Consider the following 19,285-nt stretch of genomic DNA (forward strand, 5'->3'; position numbering starts at 1 on the left):
AACACACCTCGTTCGCTTGAAGGACTGGTAACGAGTGGAATGTAACGCTCGTCACTACCATGACGCAAGTGACTACGATCATGGAACTTTTTTGGAAGCGATGGCGCGGGCACTGAAGCGCACCACTCGGGTAGACTTCCATCATGGAACGCACAAGCTTCGAAGGTATGAGTTGTCCGGTCGCACTAGCCCTGGAGCGGGTCGGCGAGTGGTGGAGCATCCTGATCCTGAGAGACGCCACGCATGGCCTCACCCGGTTCGAGCAGTTCCAGAAGAGCCTCGGCATCTCGCCCAACTCGCTCTCTCGCAGGCTCGCCGCCCTCGTTGATGCCGGCCTCCTCGAACGGCGCCGATACAACGAGCGGCCTCCCCGCGACGAGTACGTGCTCACCGAAGCCGGGCACGCCTTCCGTCCGGTACTGATCGCGCTGTATGCCTGGGGCAACCAGCACTATCCGCCGGAGGCAGTGAACGTCCTCCTGGTCGACAGCGAGACCGAAGCCGAGGTCGACCCCGTGCTGGTCGATCGCTCGACCGGCAAGCCGCTTGACGAGGAACACACGTCATTCCGGCCCGGACCTGCCGCCGACGACCGACTCCGTGCCGTGCTCGAAACCCGGTCGGCGTCGTAAGCAACGAGCCATTGTCCTCTACGGACGTTCTTCGGCAGCAACCAGAACCTGTCCCCAACGCAAAGTAATTGCGGATCGCTCCATGGCCCCTTGTTCACATGGCGCTCATCACATTATGGTCATACTGCAATCGACAGCACTACGGCCCGCCGAGCACGACCAGGCGTTCCATGAACCGCCAAGGAGCAGCATCCGATGTTCAACTTGTCCGTCCTCCTCGAGGACTCCGCCCGTAGGTACCCTCGGCGTGACGCCCTGGTGTTCGGGGGAACTCGCCTGACCTACGCGCAGGTCGATGCGGCCGCCAACCAGGTGGCAAATCTCCTCATCGACCGGGGCATCCAACCCGGCGACAAGGTCGCGCTCAGCAGCCCCAACATCGCCTGGTTTCCCATCGTCTACTACGGGGCTCTCAAGGCCGGCGCGGTCATCGTCCCGCTCAACATTCTCCTGAAGTCGCGCGAGATCGCCTACCATCTCTCCGACTCCGAGGCCGTGGCGTACTTCTGCTTCGAAGGCACCCCAGAACTCCCGGTCGGGACCGAAGGACACAGCGGATTCCAGGCATCGAGCGCCAGCCACTTCTTCCTCATCACCGCGGATCCGGCCGCTCCCAGCCCGATCGAGGGAGTCGAGACACTCGGCCAGGCATTGGCGTCCATGCCCGTGCAGTTCGAGTCGGTTGCGACTGAGGCGACCGATACCGCCTGCATCCTCTACACCAGCGGAACCACTGGAAGCCCGAAGGGCGCCGAGCTCTCGCATGCCAACACGGCCTTCAACGCATTGACCTGCAACCGGCTGTTCTCCAGCGAACCGGCGACCGACACCCACGTCCTGGCACTGCCGTTGTTCCACACCTTCGGAGCCACCGTGCAGATGCACGCCGGCTTCTCGATGGCAGCAACCCTGCACCTGGTGCCCCGCTTCGATGCGCGACAGGTCATCGACCTCATGCAGCGCGAGTCGATCACCTTCTTCGCCGGCGTACCGACCATGTGGTGGGGCCTGCTGGAAGCATTGACCGACGACGTCGACGTGACACGGATCGCGCAGAACCTCCGCATCGGAGTGTCCGGTGGCTCCAGCCTGCCGGTGGACATCATCACTCGCGCCCAGCAGAAGCTCGGGGTGCAGATCCTCGAGGGCTATGGCCTGTCGGAGACTTCGCCGGTCGTCACCTTCAGCGACCCGGACCGCGATCCCCGACCAGGATCGATCGGCATTCCCGTCTGGGGCGTCGAGGTCAAGCTGATCGACCAAGACTGGAACGAGGTCACCCAGGTCGGCGAGATCGGCGAGATCGCCACCCGCGGACACCACGTGATGAAGGGCTACTACAACCGGGTCGAGGCGACCGCCGAGGTGATGCGTAACGGCTGGTTCCGCACCGGCGATCTGGCCCGTAAGGACAAGGACGGCTTCTACTACGTCGTCGACCGCTCCAAGGACATGATCATCCGGGGCGGTTTCAACGTGTACCCCCGCGAGATCGAAGAAGTCCTCATGAGCCACCCGGACATCAGCCTCGCCACCGTCATCGGCATTCCCCACGAGAGCCACGGCGAAGAGGTCAAGGCGTTCGTCATCCTCAACGCGGGAGCCGAGGCGACCAGCGAGGACCTGGTCCGCTGGGCAAAGGAGCAGATGGCCGCGTACAAGTACCCGCGGATCATCGAAGTCGCCAGCTCTCTGCCCATGACCGCCACAGGGAAGATCCTCAAGCGCGAGCTGCGTTGACGGGACCGAGAGCAGGGATACCACCGGCAACCTGCTCCGCGCGGGGCCTCCTTGACACCGCTACTGAGCGCGCTCATGATTGAGTGGGCTCGGGCGGCATGAGGTCCTCGATCCAGGACTTGGGTTCAGGGCTTCCCATTCCTGCGCCGCTGAGCACGCGACTGGATACGTCGCGACACCCATGACAACGCAGCCGGCAACACCGGCCCCCGAAGGGGACAACATCATGAGCAGCACCGGCGAACCCGCCATCACCTCGTACGCGAAAGCCCCTGCCAAGACCGTCACCGCGGGAGATGTCACGCTCGCCTACCGCGAGCTCGGACCGACGGGCGGCATCCCCGTCGTGTTCTTCGTGCACCTCGCCGCAACCCTGGACAACTGGGACCCGCGCATCGTCGACGCCATCGCGAAGACCCGACACGTCATCACCTTCGACCAGCGAGGCGTCGGCGCGTCCTCCGGAACCGTCCCGGACACCCTGGAGGAAGCCGCCGACGACGCCTACACGTTCATCACCGCGCTCGGCTTCGACAAGGTAGACGTCTTCTCCTTCTCCATGGGCGGGATGATCGCCCAAGATCTCATCGTCAAGCACCCCGACCTGGTCCGCAAGCTCGTGCTGACCGGCACGGGGCCGCGCGGCGGCGAGAACATCGACAAGGTCGTGGGCGTCACCTACTGGGACATCTTTCGGTCCGTGATCACACGGTCTGACCCGAAGGAGTTCCTCTTCTTCAACCGCGACAAGGTTGGCAAGCAGGCTGGGAAGGCGTTCGTGGAACGCCTTAAGGAGCGCACCGCCGACCGCGACAAGAAGATCAGCAACAAGGCGTTCAGTACGCAACTGAAGGCCATCCAGCGATTCGGTCGCTCGGAACCGTCGGATCTGGCCGTGATCACCCAGCCGACGCTGATCGCCAACGGCGACAACGACCGGATGGTGCCCTCCGTGCTCTCCGAGGACCTGCACAAGAGGATCGCGGGCAGCGAGCTGATCATCTACCCGAACTCGGGCCACGGTGGCATCTTCCAGTACTGGCAGGAGTTCGCTCCGGTCGCCGCAAAGTTCCTCGCGCCGTGAACGACGTCCCCGACAGCACACGAGGAACGGAAGGCATCACCATGAGCAAGGCCACCACGAAGACACCGGACGTCTCGAAGCACTTCAGCTCCTCGATCCTGTTGTGGATGCGCACCGATCAGCCCCGCCAGACCGGCATGGTCTACTGGAAGGGCCCTCACTCCGGCATCATCGCCAACACTCCGGGGCAGCTCGAGTACCGGCAGATCCACCTCGCCGAGGCCAACCCGGGCCGCTGGCCCGCCACGCCAGGAGTCGAGACTGCGATCCCGGTCGACCGGAAGATCGACGGCATCGCCGAAGTCACCTTCGAGAGCCCACTGTCCCCACTGGCCGGCCGCAAGCAGACCGCACTCGCCTATGAGGACGAGATCAACGTGTTCCGCCGCACCCTTCTCTACGCCGGCCCACCCAACTCTTCCCGCTGGTACGACGTCGCTCCGGGAGACAGGCCTGGGTCACGCGCGGTCGTCTACCTACGCCGCCACTCGGACGCCGGAACGATCGACTTCCACCGCTTCGTCAAGAAAGGCCTCGTGCCCGCTCTCGCCGGGACGGGAGTCCTGAAGGAGCTGCGCACGCAGGTGTTCCTGCCGTGGAGCGAGAAGCTCTGGGACACCCCGAACGTCGCCCATGACAACCCCGGCGATCAACACCTGCACGCTTCCGTCATCCTCGGCTTCGCCGACGACGTCGCCCGCGACGCGTTCTTCACCGGCACCCAGGTCGGCGACCTCACCGATCTGATGGTCCCGTACGTCTCGGCGATCCACGCGTACGACGTCGCCGCCACCCTGACCTATGTGAAGGAGGGCGAGGTCCTGCCCCACTACGAGAGCTGACGTGCCGAGGTCAGCGCGGAAGGATCGCTGCCAGCTGGGTGCGAATGCTCGCGAGGATCTCCGGGACGCTCAAACCTGCGTTCACGGTCACCGCCATGTCCAAGAACATGATGGCCGTGACCACCCGAGCCAGGGTCAACGCCTCGGCAGGGGCGATCTGCGCCCGGTCGTTCAGGATGCCGGCGACGGCCTCCTCGGTCTGGACGACGATGGACAGCGCTTCGGCGTGATGGGGTTCGGTGGGATCGCCGAAGGCCATCTCCCGCAGGTAGGTGCGGCCGTTGTCGACCTGGACACGATTGCATTCCACGACCGGCGTGACCAGCGCGAGAACCCCGTCCAGCGCGTTGGATGCGCTCTCGGCGGCGGCGCGGCCGCGTTCCAGCGCCTCGACGTAGTGCGCGTTCTGGACAAGGAGCAGCAGTTCCCCCTTGGTCTTGGCATACAGAAAGAGGGTGCCGGTGCCGATGTCGGCGGCGTCCGCGATCTGCTGCGTGGTGACCTCATCCACGCCATGCTCGGCGAACAGCTCGCTGGCCGCCGCGGTGATGCGTTCGAGCTTGGCCTGCTTGTTCCGCTCGCGTCGCCCAAGCGCCTGGGACGCCACTGGCATCGTGCTCCTCCTGGAATAAACTATGACTAGCCTCAGTTTTGAGTGTAGTCACTGTTGCGTGGGCTCGAAGGTGCCCGTGCTCATTCTCCCACGGCGGTACGAGACGACCTGGCCTCGCACCGGAACAGTGGCCACCGCTTCATTGCAAAGGAACATCACCCGGTCATGACCTCCTCCTCTTCCTCCTCTTCAATCTGGCAGCCGTTCACCCTCGGTCGACTCGAGCTCCCCCACCGTCTCGCGCTGGCTCCCCTGACCCGCAGCCGCGCCAGCTCCGACGGCACCCCCAGCGAGCTTGCGGCGACCTATTACAGCCAGCGCGCGTCACTGGGCCTCCTGATCTCCGAGGGCACGCAGCCCTCGGACGACGGGCAGGGCTACTTCAACACGCCGGGGATCTACACACCTGAGCATGTCGCGGGGTGGCGGAAGGTCACCGATGCGGTGCACGACAAGGGTGGCCACCTGTTCATCCAGCTGATGCACGTCGGGCGGATCTCCCACCCGGACAACACCCCGCACCACCGGCAGCCGGTCGCCCCGTCGGCGATCTCTGCCGAGCAGGACATGTTCACCGCCGAGGGCCCGAAGAAGACCCCCGTGCCGCGCGAGCTCAGCGCCGGGGAGATCCACGACGTCATCGGCGAGTTCCGTCACGCCGCCGCCTCGGCGATCGCCGCCGGCGCGGACGGCGTGGAGATCCACGCCGCCAACGGATACCTGCTGCACCAGTTCCTGGCGCCCAACGCCAACCAGCGCACCGACGAGTACGGCGGGTCGATCGAGAACCGGGCCCGCTTCGTGATCGATGTCGCCCGGGCCGTCGCCGACGAGATCGGCGCGGACCGTACCGGCATCCGCATCTCCCCCGCCTTCCCGCTCGGCGGCCTCGATGAGGGCGACACCGAGGCCGTACGTGCCCAGTACCGCTTCCTCGTGGGCGAGCTCGCCAAGCTCGATCTGGCGTACCTGCACGTGCACCACCTGGGAGACGACGAGCTGCTGCGCTCCTTCCGGGACGCGTGGCCGAGCGCGCTGCTCGTGGTCCGGTACGGGCGTGAGCGCGAGCACATCGCCGACGACATCCACGCAGGTCTGGCCGACATCGCGCCGCTCGGCCGGTTCGCCATCGCCAACCCCGACGTGGCCGAGCGGCTCCGCACCGATGCCCCGTTCAACGACCTCGACGCCGACACGCTCTACACCGGTGGCTCCCGCGGGTATACCGACTACCCGACGCTCACTCACGCCTGACACCCACCCGACCGCCACTTGGAGGAGAACGATCACCATGAAACCGGAGAGCCCGGGGAGTGGAGAGATCCTTGTGGCGGGCGGGCAGGCCCCGAGAGACATCCACGGTGCGCCGCGGCCACAGATTGCCGACTGGATCGACGAATCTGCGGAGACGCTCGCACGGCAGGCGGTCCAGGACATCTGGGAAGCAGTCCCCGCCTACCGAGACAGCGACCAGGAGGCTGACGTCGCGGCGCACTGCCGCCAGGTGTTCGGGATCTTCGCACGCAGCCTCCGCGAAGGGCATGAGCCGACTCCCGAGGACTTTCCGTGGATGTCGAAGCACACCAGGCCGAGGTTCGAGGCCGACATCTCACTCGTCGACTTCCTCACCGCGTTCCGAGTCGGTCAACGAACACTCTGGCAGGGCCTTCGTGCCTACAGCGCTCAGTCGGATGAGGCTGCGGAGATGTTGTTGGGGATCGTCACCCAGCTGATGCGCCTGATCGAGGCGGGCAGCTCCGCTGTGGCGAGTTCATACTTCGAGCTTCAGCAGCACCAGCTCGCCGATCTCCAACGACTGCAGCGGGACGTACTGGACGACCTTCTGGACGGGCGAGCTCCACAGGGGCTGCTGGGCCAACGCATCCTCGCAGATGCAGGCCTCGCCGAGGACTCCACGTTCCTTCTTGTGGTGGCAAGACCGGCAGTTGGCCATGAGTGTAGTGACGACCTGTCCGAAGCCGTGGCGGCCGCGACTGTCGCACTTGCGGGGGCCGGTTTCTTCGTCGCCCGGCGCGGTGAGATGGTCGGCTTGATCCCGCTGCTGGACAGGACCGAGTCGGAGGTCACGTACTCCCTGCGTCGGTTCGCGGATGAGCTGAATACCCGGGGTACCGCGATGTCGGTCGGCTGCAGCACGGTCCAAGCGGGTCTCATGCTTGTCGCTGATGCCTATGGCGCGGCCGCCCTGGGTTGCGAATCGCTCAGGGGCCGCCAGGGGTTCGTGCCGATTGCCGAAGTCTCCCCTCTCACCTACCTGATTCGGCGACCCGACCCGTTCGCTCGTCGCCTCCTCAGGGATCAAGTGGTCGCGTTCTTCGCCGAGGATCTGGCTGGCGACGGTATCTATGCCGACACGCTGGAGGCCTACGCTGACAGCAACCTCAACGTCCGCGAAGCGGCGGAGACCCTCTACGTTCACGCCAACACGGTCTACTACCGGCTGGAGCGCATCGCCTCGAGCACCGGTTCCGACCTTCGCAGACTCGAGTCGCTCGTGGAGTTGCTCCTAGCCGTCCGGGTGCTGCGCGCAGGCTCGTGACAGGCGAGGCCGCACGGCTACATCATCTCGGCTACATCCTCTCCGCGCCGTCGCGGATGGCCGAGCGGATGCGCGGGTAGGTGCCGCAGCGGCAGACGTTGCGGATCGTGTCCAGGTCGGCGTCGGTGACGGCGCGGCCCTCCGCCTTCACCCGCCGCACAAGGTCGACGGCGGCCATGATCTGGCCAGGCTGGCAGTAACCGCATTGGGCGACGTCGTGGTCGATCCAGGACTGCTGCATCGGGTGCAGGTCGCCCTCGACGGTGTCCGCGAGGCCCTCGATGGTGGTGACCTCGTCGCCGGCGGCGATGTCTGCGACTCGCACCGCGCACGGGTTGAACGCCTTGCCGTTGATGTGGCTGGTGCAGGCCTTGCAGACGTTGATGCCGCAGCCGTACTTCGGTCCGGTGATGCCCAGGACGTCCCGTAGGACCCAGAGGAGACGTACGTCGTCCTCGACCTCGACGCTGACCTGGTTGCCGTTGACTTTGAACGTGTGTGTCGACATCTCGTGGTCCTAACTGACGAAGTCGAGGCCGTTGGTCGGCGACGGTGGGACGGACGGCGTGTACGGGAACGGGTCGAAGTGCAGCGGGCCGTTGTGGTTGATCGGGAACTGCGTCGGCATGGTGCCGGTGGCCGCCCAGTACGCGTTGGCGGCAGCGCCACAGGCGGCGGCTACCCCGAACTCCCCCGCTCCACCCGGGCTCTCGTCGTTGGACTCGATCAAGTGGATCTCGAGCTCGGGCGGCGTGTTCCACTGTCGCGTGTAGGCGTAGTTGTCCCAGCTCGCCTCGAGGAAGTTGCCGTCCTTCAGGTGGACGCTGGAGGTGAAGACGATCGCCAGCGCGTCCATGATGCCGCCCATCATCTGCGCCTTGAGCCCGGTCGGGTTGATGATCAGGCCGACATCGACAGCAAAGACGACCTTGGTGACACGGGGGCCGGTCACGGCCTTCCGGATCTTCCGGTTCACCGTCGCCGAGGTGGCGTCGACCTCGATCAGGCATGCGCTGAAACCGTGGTATTCGTTGTGGATCCCGAGGCCCTGGCCGTGGCCGGCGGGCATCGACCGTCCCCAGTTGCCGGCTTCGGCGACGCGATCCAGGACCGCACGGGACCGATCCTTGCGGACGAAGGCGCGTCGGAGCTGGTAAGGGTCCTGGTTGGTGGTTCTGGCGATCTTGTCGACCGTCACCTCCCGCGCGATCGCCACGTTCGGTGAGTAGATGTTGCGCATCGACGCCGTGTTGAACCGTCGGTCCACCAGCTCGTTGAGCAGCGATGTGGTGGCACCGAAGTTGTAGTGCGCTCCGGCAGTCAGGGAGTAGACGGTCTGCGACAGGGTGTAGTCGGTCACCGGAAGCTTCCCGGCTGCCGCCGTGATGATGTCGCCGAATCCGTGGCCGAAGTCGGTGCGGGCGCTGGTGTGCCGCTGTTCGTAGGTCAGGACCTGTTTGCCCAGCGTGGTTGCCCGCACACGCGACGTGCACATCGGATGCATCCGCCCGTGCCGACACGCGTCTGCGCGGTGCCACATCAACCGCACCGGTGCCCGCATCGCCTGGGACGCCAGAGCCGCGTCGATGGCGCCGTCGTGGAAGAGCTTGCGGCCGAACGACCCACCCCCGGTGACCACATTGATCGTCACTTGGCCCTGCGGCAGTCCGAGCTTCAACGCGATCTCCTGCTGGGCAGGAACCGGGGCCTTGAACCCGCCCCAGATCTCGGCAGAGTCCGCACGTACGTCGGCGATCGCACAGTCCGGCTCGAGCGAGGCATTGCTGGCGAAGGCGAAGGTGAACTCGGTATCGACGGTTTTCGCAAGGATCGGGACGCTGGGAACCAGCAGCGGCACCTCAGCCCGCTTGAGGTCAGCCAGCACATCGTCGTCGGAATCGGCGCCGACCGGTCCCGGATCCCAGTCGACATCGAGGGCTCGGATGGCATCGATGCACTGGCCGAAGGTGCGTGCCCGGATCGCGACGCCGGTCTCGATGACGGCGACATGGGTGACGCCCGGCATCGCGACGACCTCCGCCTCGTTGTTGAGCTGGCGGACCTTGCCGAAGATCGTCGGCGGCTTGGCGACCATACAGGGCAGGGCGTCGGCGATGTCGAGGTCCAAGGTGAAACGCTTCGCTCCGGTCACTGCGGCGCGCGCGTCCGTACGACCCATCGGCGACCCGACGATGTTGAGCTCGGACGTCGCCTTGAGCTCGGCCTCCACCTCGGTGGTCTTCGGCACCGCGGCAGCAGCGGCAAGATCGCCGTACGGGATCTTGGTCCCGTCGGGGGCGACCACCGCGCCTGCCTCGGTGTCGAGAAGGTTCGGGGTGAGCCCGCCCAGCATGGCGGCTGCGGCCTCGAGGAGCGCACCACGAGCGATGGCGGCCGCAGCGCGCACCGGGTAGTAGGTCGACATGGTGGTGTTGGAGCCGCCGGTCAACTGGTTCATGACCAGCTCGGGGCGTGCCTTCGCGAGGGTCACCTCGACCTTGCTGACCGGGATGTCGAGCTCGTCGGCGATAATCATCGCCGTCGAGGTCACGATGCCCTGGCCGGCCTCCATACGCGGGAGCGCGAAGTGAACCGTGCCGTCCTCGCGCAGCTCCATCCAGATCAGGTGCGACGTCGGCTTCGCACCGTAGTTCTGCGCATCCCCGAGGTCGAAGATGTCGGCCGGCAGATCGTTGCTGGGCACGGGAAGCGCGGTCAGCGCGCCAGCCTCGCTGGGCACATTCGAGTCCACTCCCAGGCGCACCGCCACCGCCAGTGTCGGTGCCGCCAACAAGTACCCGAGGACCTTGCGTCTGCCCAAGGCCGGTCCGACCCAGCCATCGGCTGGCGCCGCATCGTCCGAGGGGTGATCGACCATGGAAGCCTCCGAGCAACAGTGGGTTTCAGTCGCCGCGCCATCAGTGCGGGCCACCCCCGTACGGTGACACCGGTCACACATCGATCGCCATGTGGAACACCCCAGTTCCGGAAGCCACATTTGGAGAGCACTCCAACCGCATCACTCGGCCCGGCGCCGTACTGATGGCGACCTCACCGCACCAGACCCGGTCGGCTGCGGAACGCCGCCCAGGAAATCGAGGAACCGCTCAGCGAAGGCGTCGGGGACCTCGATCTGAGGCATGTGCCCGACCCCTGGGAACAGTTCCGACTCGGCCTTGGGGAAAGCAGCTCGTGCCGATTGCAGGTGGGCATGGGGAAGCACCCGATCGCGATCGCCCCACACCAGAAGAGTCGGGAGCTCGAGGTCGGCCACCGCGCGGAGGAGGTCCGTGCGCCAGGCGGCGCTGACACCGGACAGCGTCGCCAGCGACCGAGCGATCTCCAGCATCACGCTCCCGGTGGCGGGCTGGCGAGAGACCGCGAGTGCATGACCCACGCGCGCCTCGGTCGCAAGGCGAGGGTCGACGAACAGCGTGCGCTCCGACACTCGCGCGGACCAACGTGGGAGACGTGCGGTCAAGGCCTCACCGATCAACGGCACAGCAAGCAGGCGCAGTGCGAGTGCGACCTCTTTCCCGAAGCCTGCGCTGTCCACCAGGGTGAGGCTCGTGACACGGCTGGGTTCCGTGACGGCGACCTGCATCGCAACGGCACCACCTAGGGAGTTACCGACCAGATGCACTGGCCGCGCCTCGTCGAGCTCGTTCAAGACATCGACGACCGCCTGGGCCAGGACGGTTAGCGTCGTCGGCTGCGGTGCACGTTGCGAGAACCCACAGCCAGGAAGGTCGAGCGCGATCAGTCGGCATCTCGAGGAGAGCCGAGGGAACTGTTCGGCCCAATCCTCCAGCGTCCGACCGATCCCATGGATCAGGACGACCGGTGGGCACTCGGGAGGACCGGCGAGCCGCACGCGTACGCGCCGGCCCTGCACAGCGACGAATGCCGGGCTACTCACCAAGCACCACCTCGAAGGCCGGCTCGGCGGACGAGGACGTGGCTGTCGTCGGAGCCAGCTTCGTATCCGTGAAGTGCAGTTCTGGGTCGTCGATCGGGTCCTTGCCCAGGACGACCCGGTCACGGTTGAAGCTCTGTGGCGCCACCCAGGGGCCGCGGGTGCCTTGCTTGGGGAACAGGTGCATGGCCCGGTTGACGTAGCCCGTATCCATCTCCACGTAGCGCTTCAGAGGCATGGACCTGTCCGAAACCACCGGCGTGACGCTGGCGTGACCGTGCTCATCCATAGAGGCGAGAAGGCGGCAGAACCATGCCGAGACGAGATCCGCCTTCAGAGTCCACGCCTGGTTCACATAGCCCACGGTGAAAGCGAAGTTCGGGACGTCGCTGACCATCATCGTCTTGTAGATGACGTGGTCAGGAAGGTGGACGTCAGTGCCGTCGACGGCTAGGGCGATCTTTCCAAAGGGCACCATCCTGAGTCCCGTGGCGGTCACGATGATGTCCGCCTCGAGCTCGGCGCCCGACTCCAGCACGATGCCGGACTCGGTGAAGCGGACGATTTTGTCCGTCACGACGGAGGCGCTGCCGTCAGAGATGGCCTTGAACATGTCGCCGTCGGGGACCATGCACATGCGCTGGTCCCACGGGTTGTAGGCCGGATTGAAGTGGGTGTCGACGGGGTAGCCCTCGGGGAGAGACGCGGCGTTGATCTTCCGCACGAGTGCACGCATCTGCCTGGGGAACCGCTGACTCAACCCGTAGAGGACGTTCAACCTACGGATGTTGAACGCCCTGGCCAGGTCGTGGGCCGGCTTGGCAGGTAGGAACCGGCGCAGCGTGTTGGCGATCGGATCCTGTCGAGGGATCGGGAGCACGTACGACGGGGAGCGCTGCAGCATCGTGACGTGATCGGCGCTCGCGGCGATGGACGGGATGAGGGTGACGGCAGTGGCGCCACTCCCGATGACGACGACCTTCTTTCCGGCGTGATCGAGGTCCTCGGGCCACTGCTGAGGGTGGACGATCTCGCCACCGAAGTCATTCCTGCCCTCGAACTCAGGGGTATAGCCCTGGTCGTAGTCGTAGTAGCCGGCCGCGGAGAAGAGCATGGTGGCCGTGACATCGACCCGCGCGCCGTCGCCGGCGCGTTCGAGCGTGACGACCCAGCGCTCGTCGGCGGTCGAGAAGTCCGCTTTCAGCACCTTGTGTCCCAGGTGGATGTGTCGCTGCAGGTCGTTCTCCTCGACGGTCTCGTGGAGGTAGTCGAGGATCTCGTGGGCGTCGGCGATCGCGTTGTCCCGACGCCATGGTTTGAAGCCGAAGCCGAAGGTCTGCAGGTCGGCGTCGGAACGGATGCCGGGGTACTTGAAGAGGTCCCACGTGCCGCCGATGTTGCTGCGCGCATCGACGATCGCGAACGTACGTCCCGGCTGCAGTCTCTTGAGATGGTAGGCGGCGCTGAGGCCGGCGATCCCCGCGCCGACGACGAGTACGTCGACGTGGTCGAAGGCAACGGACGTGTGGGCTGAGGTTGTAGCAGTCATCGCGGGCTCCTCGTTGTTTCCGGGTTGGGGCGGGTGCGGGGCTCAGGACGGGAGCATCGACTCGACCAGACCTGGGACTTCCGCCAGGTCCGGAACGGCCAGGAAGTCGGCCCGCTGATAGGTCGGGTCCGGGTAGCTGTAGTAACCCGAGCCGGTGGCGACTCCCAACGCACCGCGGTCAAGGAACCGTTCCTTGATGTACGCCGCGTTCCGGTTCATCTGCTCATCGCCGGACCGTGCTCCCCAGTAGGCGAGCACGTCATAGGCGGTCTTCATGCCGACGAAATCGAACATGCCCATCGGACCGAAGTTCGCGCCGTTGAGCATGAACGTGCGGTCGACGTCCTCGGGTGTGGCTACGCCGTTGGTCACCAGCGTCTGGGCGGCGTTGAGCAGTGGCACGAACCAGGTGTTGATGACGTAGCCGTTCTGCTCCTTGCGCACCGGGATGGGCCGCATGCCGATCTCGATGGCGAACTCCGTGACGGAGGTCAGCGTCTCCTTCGACGTCTCCGGATGGCCCATGACCTCGGCGACGTTCATGGCCCAGATCATGTTGGCGAAGTGGAGCGCGCAGAACTTGTCCGGCCGGCCGGTGGCGGAAGCGAAGTCCCGGGGCAGGAAGGTCGAGCTGTTCGTCGCGATCAATGAATGCGAGGGCAGGACATCGGCGAGCTTCTGGTAGGCCGCGACCTTGATGTCGGGCACCTCGGGCACGGCCTCGATCACGAGATCCGCCTCAGCCGCCGCTGCCTTCAGGTCCGTGCTGTACGTGAGCCGTCCGCGCGTGGCGGCGATATCACCCTCACTCGCGCCGACCTGATCGAGATAGATCTCTGCGTAGCCGTCGTGCGTGGCACGCGCTCTCTCGATGGCGTCTTCGGCAATGTCGTAGACCACCACGGTCTTGCCCTTGAACGCGCTGTGCCAGGCGATCTGCCCACCCAGCACGCCTGCCCCCAGCACTGTGACCCGATTGAGATCTGACACGTGGATCCACCATCCTGTCGATTCGAGGACGCCCGACCGGCGTGACGTCCATCACAAGATGGCAGAGGAGGTCGTCTGTGAACTTGCCTTCGGGCGACACAGATTTGTCATCTGACGCCAGCAAGGTCGACCCAGCGATCGATCACTACGCTCGCCGGGCTGGCTCCCGCCCTGGGTTCTGGCCTCGCCGCTGACGAAGAAGGTCCCGGGGAGAGTGACCGAACCAGCGTCGACACGCACGGGTGAAGCTGCTCTGTTCGGCATACCCCAACGCGCGAGAGATCTGCGCAGCCTGCATGCCGGTCGCCGCGAGCTCCCATGCCGTGGCGCGGCGTAGATCGTCGAGGATCTCCTCGAAGCTCGTCCCCTCTGCAGCAAGCTCGCGCTGGAGGGTGCGCTCGTGGATCGACACCGCCCGGGCGACCTGGCGTAACCCGATCTCGCCGACCATCATGAGCCGCCGGGTGACGTCGCGGATGTGCTCGGCCAGAGCGACCGTGGGATGCAACCTGCTCAAGTAGTCCTCGGCCAGTTCGGCAGCCACTGCGTCACGGTGATCGATGGCGCGTCGGAGGTCATCCGGTGCGAGATGGATGCCGTTGCGGTCTTGACCGAAGACCACCTGGCAGCCAAACACGTTCTCATAGCAGTCGACCGCCGCGAACCGTTCGTGCTGGAACGTCACTCGTCGGGGCGTGAAGCCATCGCCCATCATGATCCGCAGCACGTGCATGGCCAACGCCTGGCTTCTCTCCACCATCTGGCGCCGGTCGAAGGGACTGTCCAAGATCGTCGAGTATGAATAGACAGCGGATCGGGAGCCCGATCCCGGAATCAGCTCGGCCGTGTCTGCCGGCGCGATGTTGCCCAGGAACCGACAGCATGCTGACACCGCATCACCCACGGTCTCAGCGTTGCGGAGAATGACACCAAGGGGGCCAAGGACTCCGATGCCCTGCCTGCCGCCTAGGCGCAGCCCGACGTCCGGGACATCCAGCTGACGCGCCGCCTGCCCCAGTACCGCGGCCGCATCCGCGTAGCGGACGTAGCGGTCGAAGTCATCGATCGCCAGCGGATCTATGCCGTGGGCCAGGAGCAGCTCATCCGCGTTCCCGCCGAGCTCGTCGATCAGCTCACGGGCGCCTGAGATGACCGTGGCGCGTATGAGGCTGGTCACGGTCGACGATTCTCGAGCACCCGCTCACCCAGGACAAGTGACCAGGCAGAGGACAACAGCGAGGTCCTCTGCCTCCACGTGACCGATGAACGAGGTTCAGCGCGAGGCAACTCGCCGCTGCCAGGCAATCAGCACGGGCGGGGCGAGGAGCTCGAGCCCCAGCGCTGTCACCGAGACCGGATGGGGCCGGCCAGCCTGTTTCCAGGACCACGTCCGAGCAAGACCGCCGACGAAGAGCGCGGCCAGCACAGAAGTGAGTGCCGGCGAGTTGTTGTCGACACGTGGGACCTGAGACCACATCACAGGTCCAACGGCGAGCTTGAACACGTTGGCGTAGCGAAGGGCACTGTCCACCGTCGGGGTCACCTCCGGCGATCCGCCTGGCACTCCTCGAGGGCCGAGCACGATCTCGCGTGCGGCGCTGGTGGTGGGGATAGCCGCTAGCACCGCGAGGGTCCACTGCAAGCGTCGTCGGCTACGCCGGCTTGCACCTGTCACCGGAACAGACGGCATGCGTTTTCCTTCTCTGTAGGCACGTCCTTGTACGACGTCACGAAGCCGTCCCGCCACGACTGGCTCGTCATGAGGGGCTCGTTCCTGAGCCGTTCTGCATTTTAAATTACGTTCGTACTATAATCGGGAGCGGACGAACTGGCAATGGAACGGAACTGGCAATGGAACGAGCGAGCGCGTCGTTCATCCCAGTGATCCGCTGCGGCCATGCGCCCACGTGTAGGCGTACACACCGTCGTCCACCATGCGACCGGCTTCGCCCACCTCCAGCGGGCGGAACGTGTCGACCATGACCGCGAGCTCGTCGAAGAACTCTGCTCCGAGCGACCGCTCCATCGCGCCGGGCTGGGGGCCGTGAGCATGGCCGCCGGGGTGCAGTGACACCGAACCCACATCGATTCCTGAGCCCTTGCGGGCCTCGTAGTCACCGCCGACGTAGAACATCACCTCGTCGCTGTCGACGTTGGAGTGGTAATAGGGAACGGGCACCGCTAGTGGGTGGTAGTCGACCTTGCGCGGGACGAAGTTGCAGATCACGAAGTTGTTTCCCTCGAAGACCTGGTGAGCCGGGGGTGGCTGGTGGACCTTGCCGGTCAACGGCATGTAGTCCTCGATGTTGAACGTGTAGGGATAGAGGCAGCCGTCCCAGCCGACGACATCGAACGGGTGGGTGGCGTACGTCATCGTCGTCCCGACGATTCCCCCTGGACCGTTGCCTCGATGCTTGACCAGCACCTCGACGTCGGATCCCTCGGCCAGAAGCGGCTCGGTCGGCCCGTGCAGGTCGCGCTCGCAGAACGGTGCGTGCTCGAGCAGTTGGCCGTAGCGGGAGAGGTACCGCTTCGGAGGGGCGATGTGCCCCTGTCCCTCGATGGCGTACAGGCGGTTGACGTCCGCCGGCACCCAGCGATGGGTCGCCGCCCGAGGAATCACTACGTAGTCACCGGTCCGGTATGGCAGGGCGCCGAACACGGTCTCGACGATGCCGGAGCCCGACTCGACGTAGACGCACTCGTCCCCGATCGCGTTGCGGTAGTAGGGCGCGACTGCGCCGGCGACCACGTACGAGATCCGGACGTCGCCGTTGCCGAGCACCAGGCGCCGGCCGGTCACAGCATCGGTTCCATCAGGCTCGCTGTCGCGGAAGAGGTCGTGGAGCGTGAAGTGGATCGGCCGGAGGGGGTGATTCGGAGCGGTCGCCTGGTCCGTCAGCTCCCACGCCGCGGTCGCGACGATCGCTGACGGGATCTCTCTGTGATAGAGCAAGGATGAGTCAGACGAGAAACCTTCCTCGCCCATGAGCTCTTCGTAGTGCAACCGGCCATCGGCGTCCCTCATCTGGGTGTGCCGGTGCCGAGGGATGTCACCCAGGTGGCGATAGAACACGAGCCGTCTCCTTACAGATGGTGGTCAGCACGCCGCGGCGTGCGGTGATGTAGGTGCCAGAGGCCGCAGACCGAGAGCCTTGAACGCAATTGCCACACAGGGGCCGGCGGTCAGGACGAACAGCACGGTCCCAAGCCCTGCCGGTCCCCCGAGCAGCCAACCGGTGGCCAGCCCGACGCCTTCGGAGAGGATCCGCGCCGGCCCGATGCCCAGCCCCGTTCTCAGATGGACCGCCAGCATCAGCCCGTCGCGGGGACCCGAACCCAGATGCGCCCCGACATAGATCGCGCATCCAACTGCGAACACGACGATTCCGGCGGCAAGTACACCGAGCCGAACTGGCAGCCCGCCCGAGGGCAACGACGCGAGTGCTGGCAGGTCGAGCAGGACATTCAGAGCGATCCCGATGATCAGGACGTTCAGCAGCGTGCCTGCGCCAGGACGTACGCCCAGGAGTGCCACGATCGTGACCAGCAGGACTCCGACCCCGATCGACGCCGTTCCGACACCGATCCCGAGGCGGTCTGCCAGAGCGATGTGGAGGACCTCCCAGCTGGCGACCCCAAGGTTCGCGCGGATGCTCAGCCAGATACCCGTCGACGCGATGAGCAGACCCACCGCGAGCTGGATGAACCGGCCGCCCCGGCTCACCGGCCAAAGTCGGCTCACGAAAGCGCATTCGCGGTGCTGCCCAGTGTGCGGTGGACCGCTGCGAGGACGTCGGCCGCGTCGGCCGACGCCAGACACGCTGCGATGTGCGCGTCAGGCCGAACCAGCCAGACCTCGTCGGCGCCGAGCCCGAGTGCGCGCCCGAGGTCATCGTCGAGCTCGTCGACTCCGCTGACGTACACGTGAGCGGAGCCGGCCGCCGCCACGACGTCGCGAACCTGACCGACGTCGACCGCTGTCCCGCACAGCAGGGTCATGCCGTCGCGCAGCCTCCGTCTCAGGCGGTCCGGGCGCCCATCGACGCTGTCGTACACCTTGTGGTCGGGAATCAACACCCCCGGCGCACATGGCGGCGTCGTGCCGCGCGGTGGACGGCCGGACGCTGGGCGGTCGACGCTCGGTGTCGTGAGCGGCGAGTCGGAGTACCAGAACGGCTCGGCGAGCCGACCGGAGTCGACCTCGGCCCGTGACATCGGGTCGTGGCGTGCCGCTTCGAGCACCCGGCGGCGATGGTCCTGCTCGGCGGCGGTGTGCGGGACCAGGAAGTTCATCGTGGCTGTCGTGACGTCGATGTTCTCCAGCGCCGCCGCGTGCCGCTCGTCGTGATAGCTGTCGAGGAGGCTCTCCGGAGCCCAGCCATGTAGAACGAATGCGATTTTCCAGGCGGCGTTCTCGGCGTCCTGGACACCGCTGTTGAGACCGCGTGCGCCAAACGGCGAGACCAAGTGAGCCGAGTCGCCGGCCAGCAGGACCCGCCCGACGCGCATCCGGTTCACGACCCTGGAGTGGAACCGGTAGACCGAGCTCCACATGACCTCGTACTCGCGGTCGCCGATGATCTGGCGGATGCGCGCGTCCAGCGAACCTGACCGCTCCGCCTCGGCGAGATCGAACGTCTCCGGCACCTGCCAGTCGATCCGGAACGTGGAGTCGGGGCAGGGATGGATGAGCACCTGACGACCCGGATTCCACGGGGGGTCGAAGTAGAACCGGCGCTCTTGGCCCCAGCCCGGCAGGTCCGTGCGGATGTCGCAGATCAGGAACTGGTCGCCGAACGTCGAACCCTCGAACGTCAGTCCCAGCTCCGCGCGGAGCCGATCGCTGCGGGCGCCGGTGCACGCGATCACGTACGACGCTGCGATACGAACCTCGCCAGACTCGGTGACACACGTGACCACGGCCCCGGAGTCGTTCTGAGCGATCCCGGTGGCCCGATGACCCCACCGAACGTCGATACGAGGGTTGGTCTCGATCTTCTCGTCGAGGATCTCCTCGGTGCGGCACTGCGAGATGTTCACGAACGGCGGGAAGGGCGACTGGCCCGGGTCCTGGAACTCGAGCGTGAACAGCTCATGGTCCTGATGGAACGTCGTTGCCCGGGTCCAAGTGACGCCTTCTCGCGCGATCTGGGCACCCGCGCCGCCGAGACTGTCCCAGACATCGAGGACGTCGCGCTGCTGGCAGATCGCCTTCGAGCCGACCATGTCCCGTACTGGACGTGCGTCCACGACGACGACGGGCAGGCCCCATCGCGCCAGGAGCAGCGCCGCGGTCTGTCCGACGGGACCGTCGCCGATGACGACAACCGGATCCTCTGAGTGGCTCATGCTGGTC

General features: G+C 65.9%; 17 protein-coding genes. 6 read left to right on the top strand and 11 right to left on the bottom strand.

All coding sequences use genetic code 11. The features are described 5' to 3' along the window. The first annotated feature begins 143 nt into the window (after positions 1–143). The 4 genes from ABTX24_RS25525 to ABTX24_RS25540 all read left to right on the top strand — a co-directional run bounded on the left by ABTX24_RS25525 (position 144) and on the right by ABTX24_RS25540 (position 4,298). A complete protein-coding gene (locus tag ABTX24_RS25525; RefSeq protein WP_350843586.1) occupies positions 144–632 on the top strand; it encodes a winged helix-turn-helix transcriptional regulator in 489 nt (162 codons plus the stop codon). Positions 633–827: 195 nt separating this feature from the next. Further along, entirely contained in the window at positions 828–2,372 is a 1,545-nt protein-coding gene (locus tag ABTX24_RS25530; protein WP_350843588.1) for a long-chain-fatty-acid--CoA ligase, read from the top strand. 226 nt (positions 2,373–2,598) lie between these two features. Next, the gene (locus tag ABTX24_RS25535) at positions 2,599–3,456 is read left to right on the top strand and encodes an alpha/beta fold hydrolase (protein ID WP_350843590.1); all 858 of its coding nucleotides are present in this window, start codon (positions 2,599–2,601) and stop codon (positions 3,454–3,456) included. A gap of 41 nt (positions 3,457–3,497) precedes the next feature. Then, a complete protein-coding gene (locus ABTX24_RS25540) occupies positions 3,498–4,298 on the top strand; it encodes a hypothetical protein (RefSeq protein ID WP_350843592.1) in 801 nt (266 codons plus the stop codon). A 10-nt stretch (positions 4,299–4,308) separates the two neighbouring features. Here the strand turns inward: ABTX24_RS25540 and ABTX24_RS25545 are convergent, their stop codons facing one another. Next, positions 4,309–4,911, bottom strand: a complete 603-nt coding sequence (locus ABTX24_RS25545; RefSeq protein ID WP_350843594.1) for a TetR/AcrR family transcriptional regulator — start codon at positions 4,909–4,911, stop codon at positions 4,309–4,311. A gap of 165 nt (positions 4,912–5,076) precedes the next feature. On the opposite strand from ABTX24_RS25545, the gene ABTX24_RS25550 reads away from it, so the two are divergent. Together ABTX24_RS25550 and ABTX24_RS25555 are read left to right on the top strand one after the other, a co-directional pair. Beyond that, positions 5,077–6,165, top strand: coding sequence for an alkene reductase (locus ABTX24_RS25550; RefSeq protein ID WP_350843596.1), 1,089 nt, complete (start codon positions 5,077–5,079; stop codon positions 6,163–6,165). A gap of 37 nt (positions 6,166–6,202) precedes the next feature. Further along, entirely contained in the window at positions 6,203–7,471 is a 1,269-nt protein-coding gene (locus ABTX24_RS25555) for a PucR family transcriptional regulator (RefSeq protein WP_350843597.1), read from the top strand. A 31-nt stretch (positions 7,472–7,502) separates the two neighbouring features. Here ABTX24_RS25555 and ABTX24_RS25560 read toward each other — a convergent pair whose 3' ends face one another. From ABTX24_RS25560 to ABTX24_RS25605, 10 genes are all read right to left on the bottom strand, one after another. Next, positions 7,503–7,979 (bottom strand): (2Fe-2S)-binding protein, encoded by a 477-nt coding sequence (locus ABTX24_RS25560; RefSeq protein ID WP_350843599.1) that lies wholly within the window; start codon positions 7,977–7,979, stop codon positions 7,503–7,505. Positions 7,980–7,988: 9 nt separating this feature from the next. After that, positions 7,989–10,211 carry a molybdopterin cofactor-binding domain-containing protein gene (locus ABTX24_RS25565; protein ID WP_350843601.1) on the bottom strand — a complete coding sequence of 741 codons (2,223 nt, stop codon included), beginning with the start codon at positions 10,209–10,211 and terminating at the stop codon, positions 7,989–7,991. Between the two features lie 279 nt (positions 10,212–10,490). After that, on the bottom strand, positions 10,491–11,390 hold the full coding sequence (locus ABTX24_RS25570) for an alpha/beta fold hydrolase (protein WP_350843603.1): 900 nt from the start codon (positions 11,388–11,390) through the stop codon (positions 10,491–10,493). After that, entirely contained in the window at positions 11,383–12,936 is a 1,554-nt protein-coding gene (locus ABTX24_RS25575; protein WP_350843605.1) for a flavin-containing monooxygenase, read from the bottom strand. Before ABTX24_RS25575 ends, ABTX24_RS25570 begins: the two co-directional genes overlap by 8 nt. A 42-nt stretch (positions 12,937–12,978) precedes the next feature. Beyond that, positions 12,979–13,926, bottom strand: coding sequence for a 3-hydroxyacyl-CoA dehydrogenase (locus ABTX24_RS25580; RefSeq protein WP_350843607.1), 948 nt, complete (start codon positions 13,924–13,926; stop codon positions 12,979–12,981). 145 nt (positions 13,927–14,071) lie between these two features. Further along, the gene (locus ABTX24_RS25585) at positions 14,072–15,103 is read right to left on the bottom strand and encodes an AraC family transcriptional regulator (protein WP_350843609.1); all 1,032 of its coding nucleotides are present in this window, start codon (positions 15,101–15,103) and stop codon (positions 14,072–14,074) included. A 96-nt stretch (positions 15,104–15,199) separates the two neighbouring features. Continuing rightward, positions 15,200–15,616 carry a DUF4345 domain-containing protein gene (locus ABTX24_RS25590; RefSeq protein WP_350843611.1) on the bottom strand — a complete coding sequence of 139 codons (417 nt, stop codon included), beginning with the start codon at positions 15,614–15,616 and terminating at the stop codon, positions 15,200–15,202. A 183-nt stretch (positions 15,617–15,799) separates the two neighbouring features. Further along, the gene (locus ABTX24_RS25595) at positions 15,800–16,882 is read right to left on the bottom strand and encodes a homogentisate 1,2-dioxygenase (RefSeq protein WP_502890782.1); all 1,083 of its coding nucleotides are present in this window, start codon (positions 16,880–16,882) and stop codon (positions 15,800–15,802) included. A 144-nt stretch (positions 16,883–17,026) separates the two neighbouring features. Continuing rightward, on the bottom strand, positions 17,027–17,671 hold the full coding sequence (locus tag ABTX24_RS25600) for a YczE/YyaS/YitT family protein (protein WP_350843613.1): 645 nt from the start codon (positions 17,669–17,671) through the stop codon (positions 17,027–17,029). Next, on the bottom strand, positions 17,668–19,278 hold the full coding sequence (locus ABTX24_RS25605; RefSeq protein ID WP_350843615.1) for an FAD-dependent monooxygenase: 1,611 nt from the start codon (positions 19,276–19,278) through the stop codon (positions 17,668–17,670). The genes ABTX24_RS25600 and ABTX24_RS25605 overlap by 4 nt, the downstream gene beginning before the upstream one ends. Between the last annotated feature and the right edge of the window lie 7 nt (positions 19,279–19,285).

This window comes from Nocardioides sp. NPDC127514, from assembly GCF_040302125.1.
GTDB lineage: Bacteria > Actinomycetota > Actinomycetes > Propionibacteriales > Nocardioidaceae > Nocardioides.

Excerpts from the sequence above, each read along its gene's own strand:
- ABTX24_RS25525 (WP_350843586.1), top strand. The coding sequence starts at position 144 with ATGGAACGCACAAGCTTCGAAGGTATGAGTTGTCCGGTCGCACTAGCC.
- ABTX24_RS25560 (WP_350843599.1), bottom strand. The coding sequence starts at position 7,979 with ATGTCGACACACACGTTCAAAGTCAACGGCAACCAGGTCAGCGTCGAG.
- ABTX24_RS25530 (WP_350843588.1), top strand. The coding sequence starts at position 828 with ATGTTCAACTTGTCCGTCCTCCTCGAGGACTCCGCCCGTAGGTACCCT.
- ABTX24_RS25605 (WP_350843615.1), bottom strand. The coding sequence starts at position 19,278 with ATGAGCCACTCAGAGGATCCGGTTGTCGTCATCGGCGACGGTCCCGTC.
- ABTX24_RS25590 (WP_350843611.1), bottom strand. The coding sequence starts at position 15,616 with ATGCCGTCTGTTCCGGTGACAGGTGCAAGCCGGCGTAGCCGACGACGC.
- ABTX24_RS25540 (WP_350843592.1), top strand. The coding sequence starts at position 3,498 with ATGAGCAAGGCCACCACGAAGACACCGGACGTCTCGAAGCACTTCAGC.
- ABTX24_RS25550 (WP_350843596.1), top strand. The coding sequence starts at position 5,077 with ATGACCTCCTCCTCTTCCTCCTCTTCAATCTGGCAGCCGTTCACCCTC.
- ABTX24_RS25575 (WP_350843605.1), bottom strand. The coding sequence starts at position 12,936 with ATGACTGCTACAACCTCAGCCCACACGTCCGTTGCCTTCGACCACGTC.
- ABTX24_RS25555 (WP_350843597.1), top strand. The coding sequence starts at position 6,203 with ATGAAACCGGAGAGCCCGGGGAGTGGAGAGATCCTTGTGGCGGGCGGG.
- ABTX24_RS25545 (WP_350843594.1), bottom strand. The coding sequence starts at position 4,911 with ATGCCAGTGGCGTCCCAGGCGCTTGGGCGACGCGAGCGGAACAAGCAG.
- ABTX24_RS25535 (WP_350843590.1), top strand. The coding sequence starts at position 2,599 with ATGAGCAGCACCGGCGAACCCGCCATCACCTCGTACGCGAAAGCCCCT.